The sequence below is a fragment of the Variovorax sp. 20P10.2.4 genome (assembly GCF_058244205.1).
Genome location: NZ_JBZAYE010000080.1, coordinates 1 through 18,881 on the forward strand (window position 1 = coordinate 1; position 18,881 = coordinate 18,881).

Genomic DNA, 18,881 nt, shown 5'->3' on the forward strand with positions numbered 1-18,881 from the left:
ATGACGGCGCGCGCGCCCGCGGCCAGGATGTCGGCGGCCAGCGCATCGACCGGGCGGTCCGGCGCGAGCAATGCCGCATCCTCGTCGCTGAGCTTCACCAGGTCGGCCATCGCGAACCAGTTGGCGACACGCAGGCGGTAGGCCGCGAGGTCGGGGATCAGGCTGGGCCGCACATTGGGATCGAACACGATCACGCAGCGGCCCGCGTTCGCGCTCACCAGGTCGGCGATGCGCGTCGCGGCCGGCTCCTGCAGCAGCGAGATCGAGCCGAAGTGCAGGAAGCGGCAGTCGGCCGGCAGCTGCGGCAGCGGCTCGGGCGCCCAGGTCGCGTCGGCGCTGCCGTGCGTGTAGAAGGCATAGCGGTTGGTCTGCGGCGTGCGCTCGACGAAGGCCAGGGTCGAGGGCGCGCTGCTGCGCAGGATGAAGCCGGTGTCGACGCCGTTGCGTTCGAGGAAGGCCATCAGCCGCTCGCCGAACAGGTCGGTGGAGAGCTGCGTGAAGAAGCCGGTGTGCTGGCCCAGCCGCGCGCAGGCCACGGCCGTGTTGAGCGGCGAACCGCCCTCGTGGCCCAGGAAGGCCAGCGTGCCGGCCTCGCTGGTGAAATCGATCAGGGCTTCGCCCGTGAGTGCAATGCGCATGGTGAGGACAGGATTTTCTTCGGTCAGTTCAGGGCGCGGGCGTCGTCCAGGAAGCCGCGTTCGGCGGCCAAGGTGGCGGGATGGTCGAGCAGTTCGGCGAACAGACGCGGCGGGATCGTGATGGCGCCGACGCCCAGCGCGAGCAGCGACAGGTAGGCCTCGCGCGAGCGGATGCTCGCCACCAGCAGCCGCGTGCCCGATGCGGGCCGTTGCACGACCAGCGACTGCATGCGCGCGATCAGCGCGAGCCCGTCCTGGCCCGCATCTTCGAGCCGCCCGAGGTACGGCGCCGCATAGGCCGCGCCGAGCTGCGCCGCGAAGTGCGCCTGTTCCGGCGCGTAGACGGCGGTCCAGGTCACGGGCACGCCCTGCGCGATCAGCCGCGCGCCGGCCACCAGGCCTTGGCGCGTGGCAGGAATCTTGACGACGAGCTGGCCGGCGTCGAACTTCGGCAGCAGCGCCTGCGCGTCCTCGAGCATGCCGTCGACCTCGCTCGAGTACACCTGCGCCTGCACCTGGCGCGCACCGAGTTCGATGCAGCGCTGCAGCAGGCCCGGCACGTCGGCGCGGCCGACACCGGCGCGCTGGAGCAAGGTCGGGTTGGTCGTCACGCCGTGGACGACCGGATGCGGCAGGCAGGCCCGCAGCGCCGCGAGGTCGGCGCTGTCGAGGTAGAGATGGAAATCGTCGTTCATGGATCGCATGCGGCGGAGGTCGGCTATCTTCTCACCGGGCGGCCCGCGCTTCACCGCAGTGAAGGCAAGCGCTCCGATACTTTCCTGACTTCGCTGCGGCGTGCATCGCCATCTCAGCTCATGACGTTGCCGCCATCGACGTTCAAGGTCTGCGCCGTGATGTAGCGCGCCTCGTCGCTGGCCAGGAACACGGCCGCGCCCGCGATGTCGCCCGGCAGGCCCATGCGGCCCAGCGGCACTTCGAGCCCCACGCGCCGCTTCTTCTCGCCGAGGGCCAGTCCCTCGGCCCTGGCGAACAGGCTGTCGACCTGGTCCCACATCGGCGTGTCGACCACGCCGGGCGCGATGCCGTTGACGCGGATGCCATGCGGCGCCATCGCGAGCGCCGCGCTCTGGGTGTAGCTGATCACGGCCGCCTTGGTGGCGCAGTAGTGCGACACCAGTGCCTCGCCGCGCCGCCCCGCCTGCGAGGCCATGTTGATGACCGAGGCGCCGCGGGTGCCGGCCTCGACCATGTGGCGCAGCACGGCCTGCATGACGAAGAACATGCCCTTCACGTTGACGGCGAACAGGCGGTCGAACGAGGCTTCGTCGCTGTCGAGCAGCGGCGCGAGATCGAACACGGCGGCGTTGTTGAACAGCACGTGGATCGGTCCGAAAGCCACCTGCGCCTCCACCAGCAGGCGCGCGATGGCCTGCATGTCGGTCACGTCGGCCGCGATGTAGGCCAGGCGGTCGGGATGGCGCTGCTGCAGTGCGCGCACCGCCTCGGAAGGCGCGGCCGCGCGATCGACCACGCTGCAGCGCGCGCCCTCGACGATGCAGGCCTCGGCGACCGCCAGGCCGATGCCGCCGCCCGCGCCGGTCAGCAGCACATGGCGATCCTGCAGCCGCGTGCTCATGCCTTCGCGCCCACGAAGTCCGCGACGCGCCCGCTCGCACGGCGCACCGCATCGACCAGCCGCGCATCCCCCGCGATCGAGCCCCACAGGCCCGCGTCCGCGCACAGCGCCGCGACCGGGTCGGCCGCGTCGCAGATGGCATGCGCCACGGCTTCGTCCATGCCCTGGTCCTGGTAGGCATAGGGCAAGGCGCCGCGGTGCCAGCGCTGCAGGAAAGCAAGGAACAGCGCGGGCAGCATCGCCACGCTGTCGATGGGCTGGCCCGCGGCCAGCCGCTCGCGCACGGTGGGCGCGATGAAGCCCGGGATCTTCGAGAAGCCGTCGGCGGCCACGCGCTGGTTGGTGTCGCGGATGGCGGGGTTGCCGAAGCGGTCGAGCACCACGTCGCGATAGGCCGCGAGGTCGATCGGGCTCGGGCTCAGGCAGGGAATGACGTCGTCGCTCACGTAGTCGAAGGCCATCTTGCGGATGGCGACGTCGTGCGTGCCCTCGTGGATGAAGCCGAGGCCCACCAGCGTGCCGGCCCAGGCGATGCAGCTGTGGGTGGCGTTGAGGATGCGGATCTTGGCTTCCTCGTAGGGCTGCACCGAGTCGACCAGTTCGACACCCACGCGCGCCCAGTCGGGGCGGCCGGCCGCGAAGTCGTCCTCGATGACCCACTGGATGAAGCTCTCGCCGGTGATCGCGGCCGCGTCGTCGCGACCGGTGGCGGCCTTCACGCGCGCGCGCAGCTCGGGCGGCGGGCGCGGCGTGATGCGGTCGACCATGGCATTGGGGCAGCGCGTGTTCGCCTGCGTCCAGGCCAGCAGCTCGGCATCGCCCGCGCGCTCGATGAACTCGAGCAGGCCGGCGCGGAAGCGCTCGCCGTTGTGGCGCAGGTTGTCGCAGTTCAGCAGCGTGAGCAGCCCTGCGTCGGCGGCCTTGCGCGCGCGCAGGATCGCGCAGACGGCACCGTAGATGGTCACGCCCTCGCCGCCTGCTTCACCCTTGGCGGCACGCGCGATGTCGGCCACCAGGTCGGCGAAGGACAGGTCGAGCCGGCCCTTGGTATCGAGGTAGTAGCCGGCCTCGGTGACGGTGAAGGAGACAATGCGCGTCGACGGCGCGGCGCCGCGCGCGATCGGGCCGGCGAGCGAGGGCTCGTAGGGCAGCACCTCGCGGATGGCCTCGATCTGCTCGTAGCGGTACTCGCCCGCGGGCGAGACGGTCTCGAGCGTGTAGCGGCCGCCCTGGGCGCGCAGTGCCTCGACGACCTCGGCCATGTCGGGCCGGATGTTGGCGCCCGAGATCGACCAGCGCGTGTCGCCCGCGTCGATCAGCCGCTGCAGATAGACCGCCTGGTGCGCCCGGTGGAAGGACCCGAGGCCGAGGTGGAGCACCGTGAACTCCGAGGGAGCGGGTGGAAGGGGCGCTGCTGCGAGAGTCACGAAGAATGTCCCGGAAGAGGAATGAAACGAGAAAAGGGGTTCAGGCCGCGACCGCGCGCCCGTCGCGCGTGAACAGGTGCAGCACCGAGGGATCGAGCTCGACCGCCACGTCGTCGCCGGCCTGCAGCGGCGTGCGGTCGTTCTGGCGTGCCACCAGCGGCACGCCGCCCACGTCGACGTGGATCAGCGTGTCGGCGCCCAGCGCCTCGATCAGCTCGACGCGGCCCTGCACATCGGACACCGGTGCGCCGGCCTTCGCATGCACGCGCAGGCCCTCGGGCCGCACGCCGAGGAAGCCGTCGCTCGGCAGCCGGCCGCCGGTGGCGGCCGAGAAGCTCGGGATGGCGCTGGCCGCCACCATGTTCATCGAGGGCATGCCGATGAACTGCGCGACGAACTGGTTGGCCGGGCGGTCGTAGAGCTCGAGCGGCGTGCCGACCTGCTCGATCAGCCCGTCCTTGAGCACCACCACGCGGTCGGCCAGGGTCATGGCCTCGACCTGGTCGTGCGTGACGTAGATGGTGGTCGCGCCGAGTGCGCGGTGCAGCTTGTGGATCTCCACCCGCGTGTTGCCGCGCAGCGCGGCGTCGAGGTTGGACAACGGCTCGTCGAACAGGAACACCTTGGGCGCGCGCACGATGGCGCGGCCGATGGCCACGCGCTGGCGCTGGCCGCCCGAGAGGTCCTTGGGCAGGCGATCGAGGTATTGCGTGAGGTTCAGCGTCTTCGCCGCATGCTCGACCTTGGTCTTGATCTCGGACTTGCTCGTGCCCGCGAGCTTGAGCGCGAAGGACATGTTGTCGTACACGCTCATGTGCGGATAGAGCGCATAGCTCTGGAACACCATCGCGAGGTCGCGCTTGCCCGAGGGCGCCCAGGTGATGTCCTTGCCGTCGAGCAGCAGGTTGCCGCTGCTGATCGGCTCGAGCCCCGCGATCAGCCGCAGCAGGGTCGACTTGCCGCAGCCCGAGGGACCGACGAAGACGATGAACTCGCCTTTCTGGATCTCGAGGTCGACGCCCTTGATGATGTCGACTTCGCCAAAGCTCTTCTTGATGTTCTTCAGTTGGAGGTAGGCCATGGGGTGTCTCCCTTTCTTTACTTGACGGCGCCGAAGGTCAGGCCTTGCACCAGTTGCTTCTGGCTGAACCAGCCGAACACGACGATGGGCGCGATGGCCATGAGCGAGGCCGCCGACAACTTGGCCCAGAACAGGCCCTCGGGGCTCGAGTACGAGGCGATCAGCGTGGCCAGCGTGCCGGCCTTGGCGGAGGTGAGGTTGAGCGCCCAGAAGGCCTCGTTCCAGCTCAGCACCAGGCACAGCAGGCCGGTGGAGGCGAGGCCGCCGACCGACAGCGGCAGCACGACATGGCGGAACTCGGTCCACAGGCTCGCGCCGTCCATGCGCGCCGCCTCGAGGATCTCGTTCGGGATGTCCTTGTAGGCGCTGTAGAGCATCCAGACCATGATCGGCAGGTTCGACAGCGTGAACACGATGGTCAGCGCGCTCAGCGAATCCAGCAGGCCCGCGGTCTGCGCGAGCACGTAGATCGGCACCAGCGCGCCCACGGCCGGCATCATCTTGGTCGAGAGCATCCACATCAGGATGTCGCGCGTCTTCTTCGTGCGGAAGAAGGCCATCGAGTACGCGGCCGGCGCCGCGATCAACAGGCCGAGGATGGTCGAGCCCAGGCTGGTGATCAGCGAGTTGCGCGCGTACAGCAGGTAGTCGCTGCGCCGCTGCACCTCGCCGAAGTTGTCGAGCGTGGGCTCGAAGATGAACAGCGGCGGCACGTGGATCGCCTGCAGCTCGGTCTTGAAGGCCGTGAGGAACAGCCAGCCGAGCGGGAAGAACAGCAGCAGCGCGACGGCCCAGGCACCGACGGTGCGCAGCAGTTGCGGCAGGAAGTTGCTGGGAGCTTGTTGTTGCATGGTTCAGCTACTCCATCGTGCGGTGGGCAAGACACGGCCCATTCCAGGAACACCACGGAACCGGCTTTGCCGGGCCGTTGGTGTTGCCCCCTGCAAGGGGGTTGGCGAAGCGACACGAAGTGCGCGAAGACTGGGGGTGTGCAACATGACTAATCCAGGTTCTTGCCGATGATGCGGATCAGGAACACGGCCACGATGTTGGCCAGCACCACCGCGAACAGCGCGCCGGCCGAGGCCACGCCCACGTCGAAGTTCATGAGCGACTGCTTGAAGATCATGTAGGTCATGTTCGTGCTCTCGTTGCCCGGGCCGCCATTGGTGGTGATGGCGATCTCGGCGAACACGCTGAGCAGGAAGATCATCTCGATCATGATCACCACCGCCATCGGGCGCGCGAGGTGCGGCACGGTGAGGTAGAAGAAGCGCTGGAACGCGCTCGCGCCGTCCATGCGCGCGGCCTCCATCTGCTCGCGGTCGAGCGACTGCAGCGAGGTGATGAAGATCAGGCAGGCGAACGGCAGCCATTGCCAGGCCACCATGATGATCACCGACAGCAGGGGCACGTCGGTGAGCCAGTCGATCGGCTGGGCGCCGAAGGCGCGCCACACATCGGCCAGGATGCCGTAGATCGGGTTCATCATCATGTGCTTCCACAGCAGCGCGTTGACCGCGGGCATGACGAAGAAGGGCGAGATCAAGAGCACGCGCACGATGCCGCGGCCCGGGAAGGGTTCGTTGACCAGCAGCGCGAGCAGCACGCCGAGCACCACGGTGATGCCGATCACGCTGCCGATCAGCAGCAGCGTGTTCCAGGTCGCGGGCCAGAAGTCCGGGTCGGTGACGAAGTACTCGAAGTTGGCGAGGCCCGCGAAGGGATGGTCGCCGGGCTGCATGAGGTTGTAGTTCACGAACGAGAAGTACAACGTCATCGCGAGCGGCACGATCATCCAGAGGAAGAGCGTGAGCACGGCCGGCGCCATGAGTGCGCGGGGCAGGAGTCTTTTCATGGGTGGTCCCTTCTCTCTTCTGTCTGGCTCCTTCCCCCGCTGGGGGAAGGTGGGGATGGGGGCTGCTGCGATCGAGCGCGGCAACGGACGACGCGCCGTGCGTGCCCCCACCCCGGCCCTCCCCCGGAGGGGAGGGAGCAAGCCACGAGGCTTACTTGTAGTAGCCGGCCTTCTTCATCTCACGTTCGGCCGTGGTCTGCGAAGACTTCAGCGCCTGGTCGACCGTGACCTTGCCCGCGAGTGCCGCGCTCATCTGCTGGCCCACCGCCACGCCGATGGCCTGGAACTCGGGGATGGCCGCGTACTGCACGCCGACGTAGGGCGACTTCGGCAACGTGCTGTCGCTGAGGTTGGCGCCGTCGATGGCCTTCTTCTCGGCGGCGGCGAACTTCGCGACCTTCTGGAACTCGGGGTTCGCGTAGGTCGACTTGCGCGTGCCGGTGGGCACCGCGCCCCAGCCGTGCTCCTTGGCGACGAGGTTGACGTAGTCCTTCGAGGTGGCCCACTTCACGAAGGTCTGGGCGGCGGCGGCCTTGGTCGAGCTGGCGGGGATCGCCAGGTTCCAGGTCCACAGCCAGTTGGCGCCCTTGGGCGTGACGGCAACGGGTGCCTGCGCGAAAGCCACCTTGTCGGCCACCTTCGACTGCTTGGGATCGCTGATGAACGAGGCCGCGATGGTCGCGTCGACCCACATGCCGCACTTGCCTTCGTTGAACAGCGCGAGGTTCTCGTTGAAGCTGTTGGCCGAAGCGCCCGGCGGGCCGTAGGCCTTCATCAGGTCGACGTAGAAGCCGATCGCATCCTTCCAGGGCTTGGTGTCGATCTGCGGCTTCCACTGCATGTCGAACCATTGGCCGCCGTTGGTGTTGACCAGCGTGGTCAGGAAGGCCATGTTGTCGCCCCAGCCCGGCTTGCCGCGCAGGCACATGCCGTACACGCCGGCCTTCGGGTCGTGGATCTTGCCGGCCAGTTCCTTCACCTGGTTCCAGGTCGGCTGCTCGGGCATCTGGAAGCCGACCTTGTCGGCCAGGTCCTTGCGGTACATGAGCATCGAGCTCTCGCCGTAGAACGGCGCGGCGTAGAGCTTGCCCTGGTACGACAGGCCGTCGCGGATCGCGGGCAGCAGGTCGTCGGCGTCGTAGGCGGCGTCGGTGGCGATGGGCTGCAGCCAACCCTTCTTCGACCAGATCGGCGCTTCGTACAGGCCGATGGTCATCACGTCGAACTGGCCGCCCTTGGTGGCGATGTCGGTGGTCACGCGCTGGCGCAGCGTGCCCTCTTCCAGGGTGACCCACTTGAGCTTGATGTCGGGATTGGCCTTCTCGAAGAAGGGCGTGAGCTTCTGCATCTCGATCATGTGGCCGTTGTTGACGGTCGCGATCACGAGTTCGGTGGCAGCCTGGGCGACGAGCCCGGTGCCGGCGAGTGCGAGGACGAGGCCCGCTTTCAGAAAACGCTGCATGTTGTCTCCTAGAGGGTGAGCGACGCCCCCTCGGGTCGCCGTGCCCGGATTCTGGATAAACATGCTTGCGGTTTTGGTACTTCGAATGTCAACGACGGTACTTTCATGCACCGATTGGCTAGTGAATTCCCTAGTCAACGCAATACAGCATGTGCCAGAGGCAATCCAAAGCGTTCAGCCGGTGCCCAGCAGCTGCCGACGGAACTGGGCCGCCGCGGGCGAGAGCGCCCGCCCCTCGCGCGTGACCAGGCAGATCGGCGGCACGCGCACCGGCAGCTCGATCGGCACCACCCGCAGCAGGCCCAGCCGCGCGTAGTGCCGGGCCTGCGAGGCGGGCATGACGGCCGCCATGTCGGAGCTCTCGAGCAGCGCGGTGATGGCGATCGGCGAGGCGGTCTCGAGGATGTCGAGCCGCGCCTGCACGCCGGCCTCGCGCATCGCGGCCTCGAAGCGCCCGCGCTGCGGCGAGCCCGGCGGCTGCAGCACCCATTGCCAGGCCGCCAGGTCGGCCAGCGTGAGGCCCTCGCGCTCGAAGGCCGGATGGCCGCTGCGCACCACCACCACCTGCGATTCGCCGAGCAGCGGCACGCTGGCGTAGCGCGATTCGTCGTGCCCGTCGGTGAGCCGGCCCAGCACCAGGTCGACGTCGCCCTGCTCGAGCTGGGCCTGCATCACGTCGCTGGTCTCGACCACCACCGACACCGCCACCTGCGGATGGCGCCGGCGGTACTCGACCAGCGCCGGCGCCAGCAGCTCGGGCACGGCACCCGGCACGCTGCCCACGCGCAGCGCGCCGCTGAGGCCGGAGCGCAGCGCCAGCATCTCCTCGCGCGCGCTGCCGAAGTCGCTGACCACGCGGTGGGCGTAGCGCACCAGGATCTCGCCGTAGGCGGTGGGCTCCATGCCGCGCGCCAGCCGCTCGAACAGCTTCTCGCCGAGCGAATCCTCGAGCTGCTGCAACAGCTTGGTGGCCGCGGGCTGGCTGATGTTCATGGCCTCGGCCGCGCGGCCCAGGTGGCGGTGGGCGTCGAGGCGCACCAGCAGCAGCAGCTGGCGCGGTCGCACCTGCAGCATCAGCGAGGCATCGGGCGAGGTTTTCTGGACGGTCATCACCAAAAGTATATGAAGCCCGCGGCAATTTCGATTGGATCGCAAGGAGCGAACGGCCTACCCTGCGGCTTTGCCATGCATGGAAAGCAATGGCGCTCAAGACCAACAAGCAGGAGACAACCCCGATGCGCCCCTTTTCCCTGGCCTTCCGGCACCGACGCGCCGCCTTCTTCGCGACTTCGCTCGTTGCCACGCTCGCGCTGGCCACCGGCCTCGCCGCCGCCCAGACTGCGCCCGCCTACCCCGACAAGCCGCTGCGCATCATGGTCGGCGCCTCGCCGGGCGGCGGCACCGACATCCTGGCGCGCGTGCTGGCCGACAAGCTCTCGCCCGCGCTCAAGCAGCCGGTGGTGGTCGAGAACCGGCCCGGCGCCTCCAACACCATCGCGGGCGAGCTCACGGCGCGCGCGCCGGCCGACGGCGCCACGCTGCTCCTGGCCACCAACACCGCGCAGGCGGTGGCACCGCACATCCTCAAGCTCAAGTACGACCCGCTCAAGGACCTGCAGCCGCTGGGCCTGGTGGCCGTGATGCCCAACGTACTGGTGGTGTCGGCCAGCTCGCCCTACAGGTCGGTGAAGGACCTGCTGGCCGCGATGGCCGCCAAGCCCGGCGGCTTCAAGTACGCCTCCTCGGGCATCGGCAGCACGCAGCACGTGGGCGGCGAGGCCTTCAACCTGGCCACCGGCATGAAGTCGGTGCACGTGCCCTACAAGGGCAGCTCGCAGGCGCACATCGACATCATCTCGGGCGAGGTCGAGATGATGTTCGACAGCACCTCCTCGGCCATGGGCCAGATCAAGGCCGGCAAGTTCCGCGCGCTGGCCGTGAGCGCGCCGCAGCGCTCGCCCGAGCTGCCCGACGTGCCCACGCTGGCCGAACAGGGCGTCAAGGGCGCCGACGTCTCGACCTGGTACGGCCTCTACGTGACGGCCGGCACGCCACGCCCGGCCATCGAGCGCCTGAGCGCCGAGCTCGCGCGCAGCCTGCAGCTGCCCGACGTGCAGGCCCGCATCAAGGCCCTGGGCGGCGAGCCCGGCAGCCTGATCGGCGAGCCCTTCGCGGCCATGAACCGGCAGGAGTTCGAGCACTACGGCCAGCTCGTGCGCGCCGCCAACATCAAGGCCGAATGAGGCCGTCCCCCGCTTTTTCTCCACCGACGATCGCCATGTCCACTCCTTCGAAGATTCCGACCGTGACCTCCGCCAAGCCCCGCATCGCCGTGCTGCTCGGCGACCCCAGCGGGGTCGGCCCCGAGATGGCGGTCAAGCTGCTCGCGCGCCAGCGCAACCTCGACGCCGCGCGCGTGCTGCTGATCGCCGACCCGGTGGTGCTGGCCGCGGGCGAGCGCATCGCCGGCGCCAAGCTCGATCCGCTCGCGGCCGAGAGCCTCGACACGCTGCGCTTCGAGGACGGCCGGCCCTCGCTGCTGGCCTGCGACTGGATGGGGGGCGCCGAGCCGGTGCTCGGCGAATCGAACGAGGCCTCGGGCCGAGCCTCCTTCGAGGCGCTTGAGCTCGCGACCGCGGCCGTGCGCCGCGGCCAGGTCGACGCGATCCTGTTCGCGCCGCTCAACAAGCATTCGCTGCGCCTGGGCGGCCTGGTGCACGAGGACGAATTGCGCTACATGCAGGCGCGCTTCGCGGTGCCGGGCTTCGTCTGCGAGTTCAATCTCACGGGCGCGCTGTGGACCTCGCGCGTGACCTCGCACATTCCGCTCAAGGACGTGGCGAGCCACATCACGGGCGAAGGCGTGCGCGACGCGGTGAAGATCATCGCCGCGGCACTGCGCCAGTCGGGCGTGGCGCAGCCGCGCATCGCGGTCTCTGGGCTCAATCCGCATGCCGGCGACGGCGGCTCGATCGGCATGGAGGAGATCGAGATCATCGGCCCGGCCATCGAGACGCTGCGCGCCGAGGGCTACGACGCGCGCGGTCCGTTCTCGCCCGACACGGTGTTCATCGGCGCGCGGCGCGGCGACGTCGACGCGGTGGTCTCGATGTACCACGACCAGGGTCAGATCGCGATGAAGCTCATGGGCTTCGAGCAGGGCGTGACCCTGCACGGCGGCCTGCCCGTGCCCGTGGCCACCTCGGCCAGCGGCAGCGCCTTCGACATCGCGGGCCAGGGCATCGCGCAGATCGAGGGCCTGCAGCAGGCCTTCGACCTGTGCCTGCGCATGGCCAGCGGCGCACCGGTGCGCGCGGCCGCGACGGCCGAGGCCTGAATCGGCGGCGGCCAGAAAAAAGGGCCGCATGCGCGGCCCTGTCGAATCGTTGTTCCGCGGGTGTCCGTGGTCTTCAGGCGCCTTGCGGCTGGCCGTAGGCGTTGGACTCGGGCTGGCTGGGCTGGACGAAGAAATAGATCAGCACCAGGTTGATCAGCGGAATGATCATCAGCAGCTGGAACCAGCCGCTCTTGCCGATGTCGTGCAGGCGGCGCGAGCCCACGGCCAGCACGGGCAGCAGGAAGCCCAGCGCGGCGACCAGGTAGACGATCTGGTGGATGAAGCTGGCGACGATCAGAACGACCACCTCGGCCAATATGAACCACCAGAACTCGGAGCGCGAGGCGCGCCCACTGAAATCCGTGTACTTCTGAAAGCAGGTCTTGACCGCTGTTTGAAAATCCATTTGATCGGCTCCTCTTGAGGTCCCCGGGAAATTTCCCGGGGCCATCATATCGGCGCCTTCTTCAACGGCAATGGCAACGAATGGCGTACTTCGAATGGCCAAGCGCTCACTGCGCGGGCGGGCTCAGCCGCTGCAGCAGGCCCGCGGTCGAGGCATCGAGGCCCGTGACGTCGCCCGAGGCGAGCCGCGGCTCGATGTCCCGCGCGAGCACCTTGCCGAGCTCCACGCCCCACTGGTCGAAGCTGTTGATGCCCCACAGCGCGCCGCTGGTGAACACGCGGTGCTCGTACAGCGCGATGAAGGCGCCGAGCGCCTCGGGCGTGAGCTTCTCGAACACGAAGAAGCTGCTGGGCCGGTTGCCCGGGAAGTTCTTGTGGCCGCCCGCGTCGAGCTTGCCCACCATCAGCGCCTGCGCCTGCGCGAGCGCGTTGGCCAGCAGCTTCGGGTGGTGGCCCTCGAGGTCGTGCGAGGCATCGCGCACCGCGAGGAACTCCAGCGGGATCACGTCGGTGCCCTGGTGCAGCATCTGGAAGTAGGCATGCTGGCCATTGGTGCCCGGCTCGCCCCACAGCACGGGCGAAGTGCCCAGGCCCGGCGGCAGCGCGACACCGGTCGCGTCGACCTGCTTGCCGTTGCTCTCCATCTCGAGCTGCTGCAGATAGGCCGGCAGCCGCTTCAAGGCGCTGTGATAGGGCGCGATGCTGCGACTCGTGAAGCGGTGGAAGTTGCGATACCAGACATCGAGCAGGCCGAGGCGGATCGGCAGGTTCTGCGCCAGCGGCGCGGTGCGGAAGTGCTCGTCCATCGCATGCGCGCCCGCCAGCAGCCGGCGGAAGCCCTCGGCGCCGATGGCCAGCGCGATCGGCAGGCCGATGGCCGACCACAGCGAATAGCGCCCGCCCACCCAGTCCCAGAAGCCGAAGGTGGTCTCGATGCCGAACTTGTTGGCCGCTTCCACGTTGGTGGTGAGTGCCGCGAAGTGGCCCGCGATGTCGTTGCCGCCCGACTGCTCGTACCAGCGCTTGGCGGACTGCGCGTTGGTCATCGTCTCGGCCGTCGTGAAGGTCTTCGAGGCGATCAGGAACAGCGTGTGCTCGGGCGCGAGGCCCTCGAGCACGCCGTCGAGCTCGTGGCCGTCGACGTTCGAGACGAAGTGGAAATGCTTGCCCGGCGCCGCGAATTCCGCGAGCGCGAGCACCGCCATCTGCGGGCCGAGGTCGGAGCCGCCGATGCCGATGTTGACCACGTCGGTGATGGTGTGGTCGCCGCGCACCTTCTCGGCGTAGGCGAGCATGGCGTCGAGCGTTTCGTGCACCTCGCGCAATTGCGGCGCGGTCTTGCCGACCTTGGCATCGGCCGGCGCGCGCAGCAGCGTGTGCAGCACCGCGCGGTCTTCGGTGTTGTTGATGTGCTCGCCCGCGAACATCGCGTCGCGGTGCGCCTCGAGGCCGCACTCGCGCGCGAGCGCGAACAGCAGCGCTTCCACGCGCGCATCGATCAGGTTCTTCGACAGGTCGGCGAACAGGTACGGCGCCTCCTGGCTGAAGTGCGCGAAGCGGCCGGCGTCGTCGACGAAGGCATGGCGCAGGTCGAACTGGCGGCCCGCGGTCTCGAAGTACGACTGCAGCTGCGCCCAGGCCGGTGCGCGGTCGCAGCGAAGCGGGGTCGCCATGATCAGCGACCGCTTTCCTGCATCAGCTTCTCGAGCTTGATCGCATCGGCCGCGAAGGCGCGGATGCCCTCGGCGAGCTTCTCGGTGGCCATCGCGTCCTCGTTGAGCGCGAAGCGGAAGCCGGCCTCGTCGTAGGCGACCTTCTCGGCCTTGCCCTGCGCGGCGGCCTTGGCATCGAGCGCATGCTCGAGCGGCTCGTTGCTCGCGGCCAGCTCGGCCAGCAGCTCGGGGCTGATGGTCAGCAGGTCGCAGCCGGCGAGCGCCTGGATCTGGCCCACGTTGCGGAAGCTCGCGCCCATCACCTCGGTCTTGATGCCGTTGGCCTTGTAGTACTCGAAGATCTGGCGCACCGACTTCACGCCCGGGTCGTTGGCGCCGGCGTTGGCGGCCTCGTCCCACTTGGCGCCCGCGGACTTCTTGTACCAGTCGTAGATGCGGCCGACGAAGGGCGAGATCAGCTGCACGCCGGCCGCGCCGCAGGCCACGGCCTGCGCGAACGAGAACAGCAGCGTGAGGTTGGTGCGGATGCCTTTCTGCTCGAGCTGGCGCGCGGCCTCGATGCCTTCCCAGGTGGAGGCGACCTTGATCAGCAGCCGCTTCTCGGTGTCGATGCCCTCGGCCTTGTAGAGCGCCGTGATGCGCTCGCCGCGCGCCACGGTGGCGGCGGTGTCGAAGGACAGGCGCGCATCGACCTCGGTCGAGACGCGGCCCGGGATGATCGAGAGGATCTCGGTGCCGAAGCGCACCAGCAGGCGGTCGATGACCTCGTCGAGCGGCTTGCCCGCGTGCTTCTTCACGCCCTCGTCGAGCAGCGGACGGTACTCGGGCTTCTGCACCGCCTTGAGGATCAGCGACGGATTGGTGGTCGCGTCCTGCGGCTTGGAGGCGCTGAGCTGCTTGAAGTCGCCGGTGTCGGCGACCACGGTGGTCCATTGACGGAGTGCATCGAGTTGGTTCATGGCGATGATTATGTTGCGGTGATGGCGACGGGGCCTGCACGCTGTTGCATGCGGGCCGATGCTTTCATGCGCACCGTAGCACGGCTTGGCACCCTGTTCCATGACGGCGCGAACAACATGCGGCCAGCAGGGTCTCGGCCCCATGCCGCCCTACAGGCGCTGTGGTCCACGGCTGACGGCGCCGGCCCGCAGGCGCGTCTAGGCTGAAGAATCCTTTCCTTCGCGAATCGCCGGATTCGCCGTCCCGACACCAGGAGCCCCCTACATGCAGCGCAGACTTCCTCCCGCAGCCTCCACCGACCTCGCCTCCTTCGACGACCGCCGCACCAGCGCCGCCATCGGCACGCTGGCCACGGCCTTCGTGATCGGCGGCGCGGCGGCCTGGCTCGCGCTGGATGCCGCGCGTCGCTCGCGCGTCAGGTTGGCCGGCCCGGCCGACGGCGCCCCGCTGATGCGCGCGCCGCTGCAGGTGGTGGCACCGGTGGACCTGCACCGCTATGCGGGCCTCTGGCACGAACAGGCGCGGCTGCCCAACCGCTTCCAGAAATCCTGCGCCGGCCCGGTCACGGCCCATTACACGCCGCGGCCCGACGGCACGATCGAGGTGCTCAACCGCTGCGAACGCGCCGACGGCAATTTCGAGGAATCGCTGGGCACCGCGCGCGTGGTGCCGGTGGCGGGCCAGCCCGGCGCGGGCCGGCTCGAGGTGCGCTTCGCGCCCTCGTGGCTGGCCTGGCTGCCGGTGGTGTGGGGCGACTACTGGATCCTGAAGCTGGACCGCGACTACCAGGTGGCGCTGGTCGGCACGCCGAACCGCGAGTACCTGTGGGTGCTGTCGCGCGCCCCCTGCCTGGACGACGCGACCCTGCAGGCCGAGCTCGACTACGCGGGCAGCCTGGGCTTCGACATCGACAAGGTCGAGCGCACCGGCAGGTAGCGCGAGAGCTGGGTCGCGAGCGAGGCCGGCGCGGTGCAGTGGATCGCGTGCCAGCCGAAGGCGCGCGCGGCTTCCACGTTGGGGGCCGAATCGTCGATGAACACCGTCTGCTCGCTCGCCAAAGCATGGCGCACCGCGAGCAGTTCGTAGATCTCGCGATGGGGCTTCAGAAACTTCACGTCGCCCGAGAACACGCCACCATCGAAACGCCGCATGAAGCCATGGCGCGCCATGATCGCGCGCGCATAGGGCGCGGGCATGTTCGAGAGGTAGTAGAGCTTCAGCGGCTCGCCGGCCTCGCGGCGCTCGAACAGATCCTCGAGCAGCGCCACCGTGACATCGATCGGCGCCAGCCGCTCGCCGAGTCCGTCGAGCATGGCCAGCAGCCGGTCGGCCGGCAACGAGAGCCGGGTCGCCATGCGGGCGACGGATTCCTCGAGCGTGCGGGTGCCGCAGTCGAAGCTGGTCCAGTCGTCGTGATGGAAAAGCGCGCGGCCCAGGGCCGCAGCGGCGGATTCAGTGGGCGCATGCTCTGCCAGATGGGCCTGGACCAGCCGTGTGGGCTCCCAGGTGAAAAGCACGGCGCCAAGATCGAAAACCACGTTCATGGCGCCATTGTTCCATGCGCGCGCTACACCACGCTGACGCCGTGTGTCCCCAGGGAGAGCCGGGTCTGCGCGCCTGCGGCCAGCGGGTTCGACAGGTCGGTCGAGACCACGAAGACCGCGCCCAGCGGCGTGTCGAAGCCGTACTCGTAGAAGCTGCCGAGGTAGGCCACCTTCTTCAGCGTGGCCGGCAGGCCGGTGTCGGCCGCCGAGGCCTCGCCGATGCGCCAGGCCTCGGGCCGCACCGCCACCTTGACCGCGCCCGGTGCCACCGCATGGCGCGGCCGCAGCCGCAGCGGCCCGAGCGTGACGTCGCCATCGGTGCCGGCCACGGCCGGGAACACCATCGCCTCGCCCATGAAGCCCGCGACGAACTCGCTCTCGGGCCGGCCGTAGAGCTGCTCGGGCGTGCCGCGCTGGGCGATCACGCCGTGGTCCATCACGATGATCTGGTCGCTCACGGCCAGCGCCTCGCTCTGGTCGTGCGTGACGTAGGCCACCGTGAGCTTGAGCCGCTGCTGCAGCGAGCGGATCTCCTCGCGCATCTCGCGCCGCAGCCGCGCGTCGAGGTTCGACAGCGGCTCGTCGAACAGCAGCACCGCGGGCTCGAGCGCCAGCGCGCGTGCCAGCGCCACGCGCTGCTGCTGGCCGCCCGAAAGCTCGCTCGGCAGCCGCTGGTCGAAGCCGACCAGGCCCACGCCGCGCAGCGCCTCGCGCGCACGCGCCGTGGCCTCGTCCTTCTTCACGCCGCTCATGCGCAGGCCATAGCCCACGTTGCCGATCACGTCCATGTGCGGGAACAGCGCATAGCTCTGGAACATCATGCTGACGTTGCGCTCGGCAGGCCCGAGCGTGGTGACGTCGCGCCCGCCCATGAAGATCGCGCCCGAGGTCGGCGACTCGAGCCCCGCGATCATGCGCAAGGTGGTGGTCTTGCCGCAGCCCGAGGGGCCGAGGATGGTGGTCAGCGTGCCTTCGGGCACCTCGAAGCTGATGCCCTTGACCGCGAGCGGCGCGTTCCTGTCCGCGCCATAGCGCTTGGTGACGTCGCGAAATTCGATCCCTGTGTTCATGCCAGCCCCTCCATCTTGTGATGCCCCTGGTGCCCCGGCGCCGTGCCGCGCCGTCCCAGCCTGCGTTCGCCCACCACCCATTGCACCAGCGCGATCGCGAGCGACATCAGGATCATCAGCACCGTGCAGTAGGCCAGCGCGATGCCGTAGTCGCCGTTGCCGACGCGGCCGATGATGTAGGTGGTGGCCAGTTCGTTCTCGGCCGTGACCAGGAAGATCACCGCGCTCACGGTCGTCATCGCGCGCACGAAGCTGTAGACCAGCGCCGCCACCAGCGCCGGCTTGAGCAGCGGTAGCACCACCTTGAACAGCGTCTGCGAGGTCGAGGCGCGCAGCATCAGCGAGGCCTCGTCGAGCGAGCGGTCGAGCTGTTTGAAGGCCGCCGTGCCCGCGCGCACGCCCACCGGCAGGTTGCGGAACATGAAGCACAGCACGATGATGAGTCCGGTGCCCGTGAGCTCGAACGGCGGCACGTTGAAGGCCAGGATGTAGCTCACGCCGAGCACCGTGCCCGGGATCGCGAAGGCCAGCAGCGCGCCGAACTCGAAGGCGCCCTGCCCCTTGAACTCGTTGCGCGCCAGCAGCCAGGCGATCAGCAGGCCCAGCGCCGCGGTGATCGGCGCCGAGATGCCCGCGAGCTTGAGCGTGGTGAGCAGCGAGTTCCAGGCCGTGCCGGCCCACACCAGCCCGAACTGGCCCCACTCGAGCGCGAACGCGGTCTTGAAATGCTGCAAGGTGAAGCTGTAGTCGCGCCCCCAGGTCTGCACGAAGCCGCCCGCGAAGGCGAACAGGTAGACCACGGCCGTGAAGGCGATCCACGGCAGCGCGATGCAGTGGATGGTGCGGCGCACGCCGTCGGGCAGCGCCATCGGGATGCCGGCATCGCCCTTGCCGCTGACGGTGGTGTAGTTCTGCCTGCCGAGCAGGCCGCGCTGCAGCGCGAACACGCCGAGCGCGAACAAGGTCAGCACCCAGGCCAGCGAGGCCGCGCGGCCCTGGTCGTACTGCGCGCCGACGATGGCGAAGAAGATGTCGGTCGACAGCACCGAGAACTGGCCGCCCACCACCACCGGGTTGCCGAAGTCGGCGATGCTCTCGATGAAGCCCACCAGGAAGGCATTGGCCAGCCCGGGCTTGAGCAGCGGCAGCGTGATGGTGAAGAAGGCGCGGCGCCGGTCGGCGCGCAGCATCTGCGCGGCCTCCTCGAGGCTGGGCGCAATGCCCTGCACCACGCCGCGCATGATCATGAAGGCGATCGGCGTGAAGGCGAACAGCTGCGCCACCAGCACGCCGGGCATGCCGTAGAACCAGCGCGTGGGCTCGATGCCGAACAGGCTCTCGAGTCCCTGGTTGACGATGCCCGCGCGGCCGAACAGCAGGATCAGGCCGAGGCCCACCACGAAGGGCGGCGTGATGATCGGCAGCAGCGCCAGCACCCGCAGCGCGCCCTGCCCGCGCCGGCTGCCGCGCTCGGCCATCAGCGCCATCAGCGTGCCGAGGAAGGTGGTGCCCGCGGCCGTGAGCAGCGCCAGCACCAGCGTGTTCCAGGCCACGCCGCAGCGCACCCCGCCCGCGAGGCAGCCCAGGCCCCAGATGCGCTCGGTGAAGACGCGCGCGAAGAAGGCAGCCATCGACACGTGGCCGTCCTCGTCGAGGAAGGCGCCCGACAGCGCGCGGCTCACGGGGTAGGCGATGAACAGCGCCATCAGCACGCCGCAGCCGAGCACCGAGGCGGCCACGAACAGGTCGCCCTTGAAGCGGCCGAGCCGCGCGATGCCGAAGGCCGCGAGCAGCACCAGCGCGCAGAGCGCCACGAAGCCGCCGGCGCC

The 18,881-nt window shown here is 69.1% G+C and carries 18 protein-coding genes; 3 read left to right on the forward strand and 15 right to left on the reverse strand.

The features are described from left to right. The 9 genes from AC27VN_RS10720 to AC27VN_RS10760 form a co-directional block, all read right to left on the reverse strand. Positions 1-638 (reverse strand): PfkB family carbohydrate kinase (locus AC27VN_RS10720; RefSeq protein ID WP_490876535.1); only part of this gene is annotated, 638 nt, incomplete at its 3' end. 23 nt (positions 639-661) lie between these two features. Then, positions 662-1,333 carry a transaldolase family protein gene (locus tag AC27VN_RS10725; protein ID WP_490876536.1) on the reverse strand — a complete coding sequence of 224 codons (672 nt, stop codon included), beginning with the start codon at positions 1,331-1,333 and terminating at the stop codon, positions 662-664. 113 nt (positions 1,334-1,446) lie between these two features. Continuing rightward, complete coding sequence (locus AC27VN_RS10730) at positions 1,447-2,235, reverse strand: L-iditol 2-dehydrogenase (RefSeq protein ID WP_490876537.1); 789 nt, start codon at positions 2,233-2,235, stop codon at positions 1,447-1,449. Further along, positions 2,232-3,614: a D-arabinitol 4-dehydrogenase gene (gene dalD, locus AC27VN_RS10735; RefSeq protein WP_490876546.1), complete on the reverse strand. Its 1,383-nt coding sequence runs from the start codon at positions 3,612-3,614 to the stop codon at positions 2,232-2,234. The genes AC27VN_RS10730 and dalD overlap by 4 nt, the downstream gene beginning before the upstream one ends. An 88-nt stretch (positions 3,615-3,702) precedes the next feature. Beyond that, positions 3,703-4,743 (reverse strand): ABC transporter ATP-binding protein, encoded by a 1,041-nt coding sequence (locus AC27VN_RS10740; RefSeq protein ID WP_093352141.1) that lies wholly within the window; start codon positions 4,741-4,743, stop codon positions 3,703-3,705. A 17-nt stretch (positions 4,744-4,760) separates the two neighbouring features. Next, complete coding sequence (locus AC27VN_RS10745) at positions 4,761-5,594, reverse strand: carbohydrate ABC transporter permease (RefSeq protein ID WP_093352143.1); 834 nt, start codon at positions 5,592-5,594, stop codon at positions 4,761-4,763. Positions 5,595-5,743: 149 nt separating this feature from the next. Further along, positions 5,744-6,601, reverse strand: a complete 858-nt coding sequence (locus AC27VN_RS10750) for a carbohydrate ABC transporter permease (protein ID WP_093352146.1) — start codon at positions 6,599-6,601, stop codon at positions 5,744-5,746. A 151-nt stretch (positions 6,602-6,752) separates the two neighbouring features. Further along, on the reverse strand, positions 6,753-8,063 hold the full coding sequence (locus tag AC27VN_RS10755) for an ABC transporter substrate-binding protein (RefSeq protein WP_490876538.1): 1,311 nt from the start codon (positions 8,061-8,063) through the stop codon (positions 6,753-6,755). A gap of 174 nt (positions 8,064-8,237) precedes the next feature. Further along, a complete protein-coding gene (locus AC27VN_RS10760; RefSeq protein ID WP_296783191.1) occupies positions 8,238-9,173 on the reverse strand; it encodes a LysR family transcriptional regulator in 936 nt (311 codons plus the stop codon). 125 nt (positions 9,174-9,298) lie between these two features. Between AC27VN_RS10760 and AC27VN_RS10765 the strand changes: the two genes are divergently transcribed. Together AC27VN_RS10765 and AC27VN_RS10770 are read left to right on the forward strand one after the other, a co-directional pair. Beyond that, positions 9,299-10,306 (forward strand): Bug family tripartite tricarboxylate transporter substrate binding protein, encoded by a 1,008-nt coding sequence (locus tag AC27VN_RS10765; RefSeq protein WP_490876539.1) that lies wholly within the window; start codon positions 9,299-9,301, stop codon positions 10,304-10,306. Positions 10,307-10,341: 35 nt separating this feature from the next. Next, the gene (locus AC27VN_RS10770; protein WP_490876540.1) at positions 10,342-11,400 is read left to right on the forward strand and encodes a 4-hydroxythreonine-4-phosphate dehydrogenase PdxA; all 1,059 of its coding nucleotides are present in this window, start codon (positions 10,342-10,344) and stop codon (positions 11,398-11,400) included. Positions 11,401-11,473: 73 nt separating this feature from the next. On the opposite strand, the gene AC27VN_RS10775 is transcribed toward AC27VN_RS10770, so the two are convergent. The 3 genes from AC27VN_RS10775 to tal all read right to left on the reverse strand — a co-directional run bounded on the left by AC27VN_RS10775 (position 11,474) and on the right by tal (position 14,437). Then, the gene (locus AC27VN_RS10775; protein ID WP_093352153.1) at positions 11,474-11,806 is read right to left on the reverse strand and encodes a DUF805 domain-containing protein; all 333 of its coding nucleotides are present in this window, start codon (positions 11,804-11,806) and stop codon (positions 11,474-11,476) included. A gap of 106 nt (positions 11,807-11,912) precedes the next feature. After that, positions 11,913-13,478, reverse strand: coding sequence for a glucose-6-phosphate isomerase (pgi, locus tag AC27VN_RS10780; protein WP_490876541.1), 1,566 nt, complete (start codon positions 13,476-13,478; stop codon positions 11,913-11,915). Positions 13,479-13,480: 2 nt separating this feature from the next. Next, positions 13,481-14,437: a transaldolase gene (gene tal / locus AC27VN_RS10785; protein WP_093352159.1), complete on the reverse strand. Its 957-nt coding sequence runs from the start codon at positions 14,435-14,437 to the stop codon at positions 13,481-13,483. 265 nt (positions 14,438-14,702) lie between these two features. Here tal and AC27VN_RS10790 point away from each other — a divergent pair, with 265 nt between their 5' ends. Beyond that, positions 14,703-15,374, forward strand: coding sequence for a lipocalin family protein (locus AC27VN_RS10790; RefSeq protein ID WP_490876542.1), 672 nt, complete (start codon positions 14,703-14,705; stop codon positions 15,372-15,374). Here AC27VN_RS10790 and AC27VN_RS10795 read toward each other — a convergent pair. From AC27VN_RS10795 to AC27VN_RS10805, 3 genes are all read right to left on the reverse strand, one after another. Next, positions 15,320-15,982, reverse strand: a complete 663-nt coding sequence (locus AC27VN_RS10795) for an HAD family hydrolase (protein ID WP_490876543.1) — start codon at positions 15,980-15,982, stop codon at positions 15,320-15,322. The two genes, AC27VN_RS10790 and AC27VN_RS10795, sit on opposite strands and share 55 nt — an antisense overlap. Before the next feature lie 23 nt (positions 15,983-16,005). Then, positions 16,006-17,052, reverse strand: coding sequence for an ABC transporter ATP-binding protein (locus tag AC27VN_RS10800; RefSeq protein WP_490876544.1), 1,047 nt, complete (start codon positions 17,050-17,052; stop codon positions 16,006-16,008). Continuing rightward, a partial coding sequence (locus tag AC27VN_RS10805) for an ABC transporter permease (protein WP_490876545.1) occupies positions 17,049-18,881 on the reverse strand: 1,833 nt, incomplete at its 5' end. The genes AC27VN_RS10805 and AC27VN_RS10800, both read right to left, overlap by 4 nt.

Excerpts from the sequence above, each read along its gene's own strand:
- AC27VN_RS10745 (WP_093352143.1), bottom strand. The coding sequence starts at position 5,594 with ATGCAACAACAAGCTCCCAGCAACTTCCTGCCGCAACTGCTGCGCACC.
- AC27VN_RS10760 (WP_296783191.1), bottom strand. The coding sequence starts at position 9,173 with ATGACCGTCCAGAAAACCTCGCCCGATGCCTCGCTGATGCTGCAGGTG.
- AC27VN_RS10790 (WP_490876542.1), top strand. The coding sequence starts at position 14,703 with ATGCAGCGCAGACTTCCTCCCGCAGCCTCCACCGACCTCGCCTCCTTC.
- AC27VN_RS10750 (WP_093352146.1), bottom strand. The coding sequence starts at position 6,601 with ATGAAAAGACTCCTGCCCCGCGCACTCATGGCGCCGGCCGTGCTCACG.
- tal (WP_093352159.1), bottom strand. The coding sequence starts at position 14,437 with ATGAACCAACTCGATGCACTCCGTCAATGGACCACCGTGGTCGCCGAC.
- AC27VN_RS10725 (WP_490876536.1), bottom strand. The coding sequence starts at position 1,333 with ATGAACGACGATTTCCATCTCTACCTCGACAGCGCCGACCTCGCGGCG.
- AC27VN_RS10755 (WP_490876538.1), bottom strand. The coding sequence starts at position 8,063 with ATGCAGCGTTTTCTGAAAGCGGGCCTCGTCCTCGCACTCGCCGGCACC.
- AC27VN_RS10795 (WP_490876543.1), bottom strand. The coding sequence starts at position 15,982 with ATGAACGTGGTTTTCGATCTTGGCGCCGTGCTTTTCACCTGGGAGCCC.
- pgi (WP_490876541.1), bottom strand. The coding sequence starts at position 13,478 with ATGGCGACCCCGCTTCGCTGCGACCGCGCACCGGCCTGGGCGCAGCTG.
- AC27VN_RS10740 (WP_093352141.1), bottom strand. The coding sequence starts at position 4,743 with ATGGCCTACCTCCAACTGAAGAACATCAAGAAGAGCTTTGGCGAAGTC.
- AC27VN_RS10770 (WP_490876540.1), top strand. The coding sequence starts at position 10,342 with ATGTCCACTCCTTCGAAGATTCCGACCGTGACCTCCGCCAAGCCCCGC.
- AC27VN_RS10730 (WP_490876537.1), bottom strand. The coding sequence starts at position 2,235 with ATGAGCACGCGGCTGCAGGATCGCCATGTGCTGCTGACCGGCGCGGGC.
- AC27VN_RS10800 (WP_490876544.1), bottom strand. The coding sequence starts at position 17,052 with ATGAACACAGGGATCGAATTTCGCGACGTCACCAAGCGCTATGGCGCG.
- AC27VN_RS10765 (WP_490876539.1), top strand. The coding sequence starts at position 9,299 with ATGCGCCCCTTTTCCCTGGCCTTCCGGCACCGACGCGCCGCCTTCTTC.
- AC27VN_RS10775 (WP_093352153.1), bottom strand. The coding sequence starts at position 11,806 with ATGGATTTTCAAACAGCGGTCAAGACCTGCTTTCAGAAGTACACGGAT.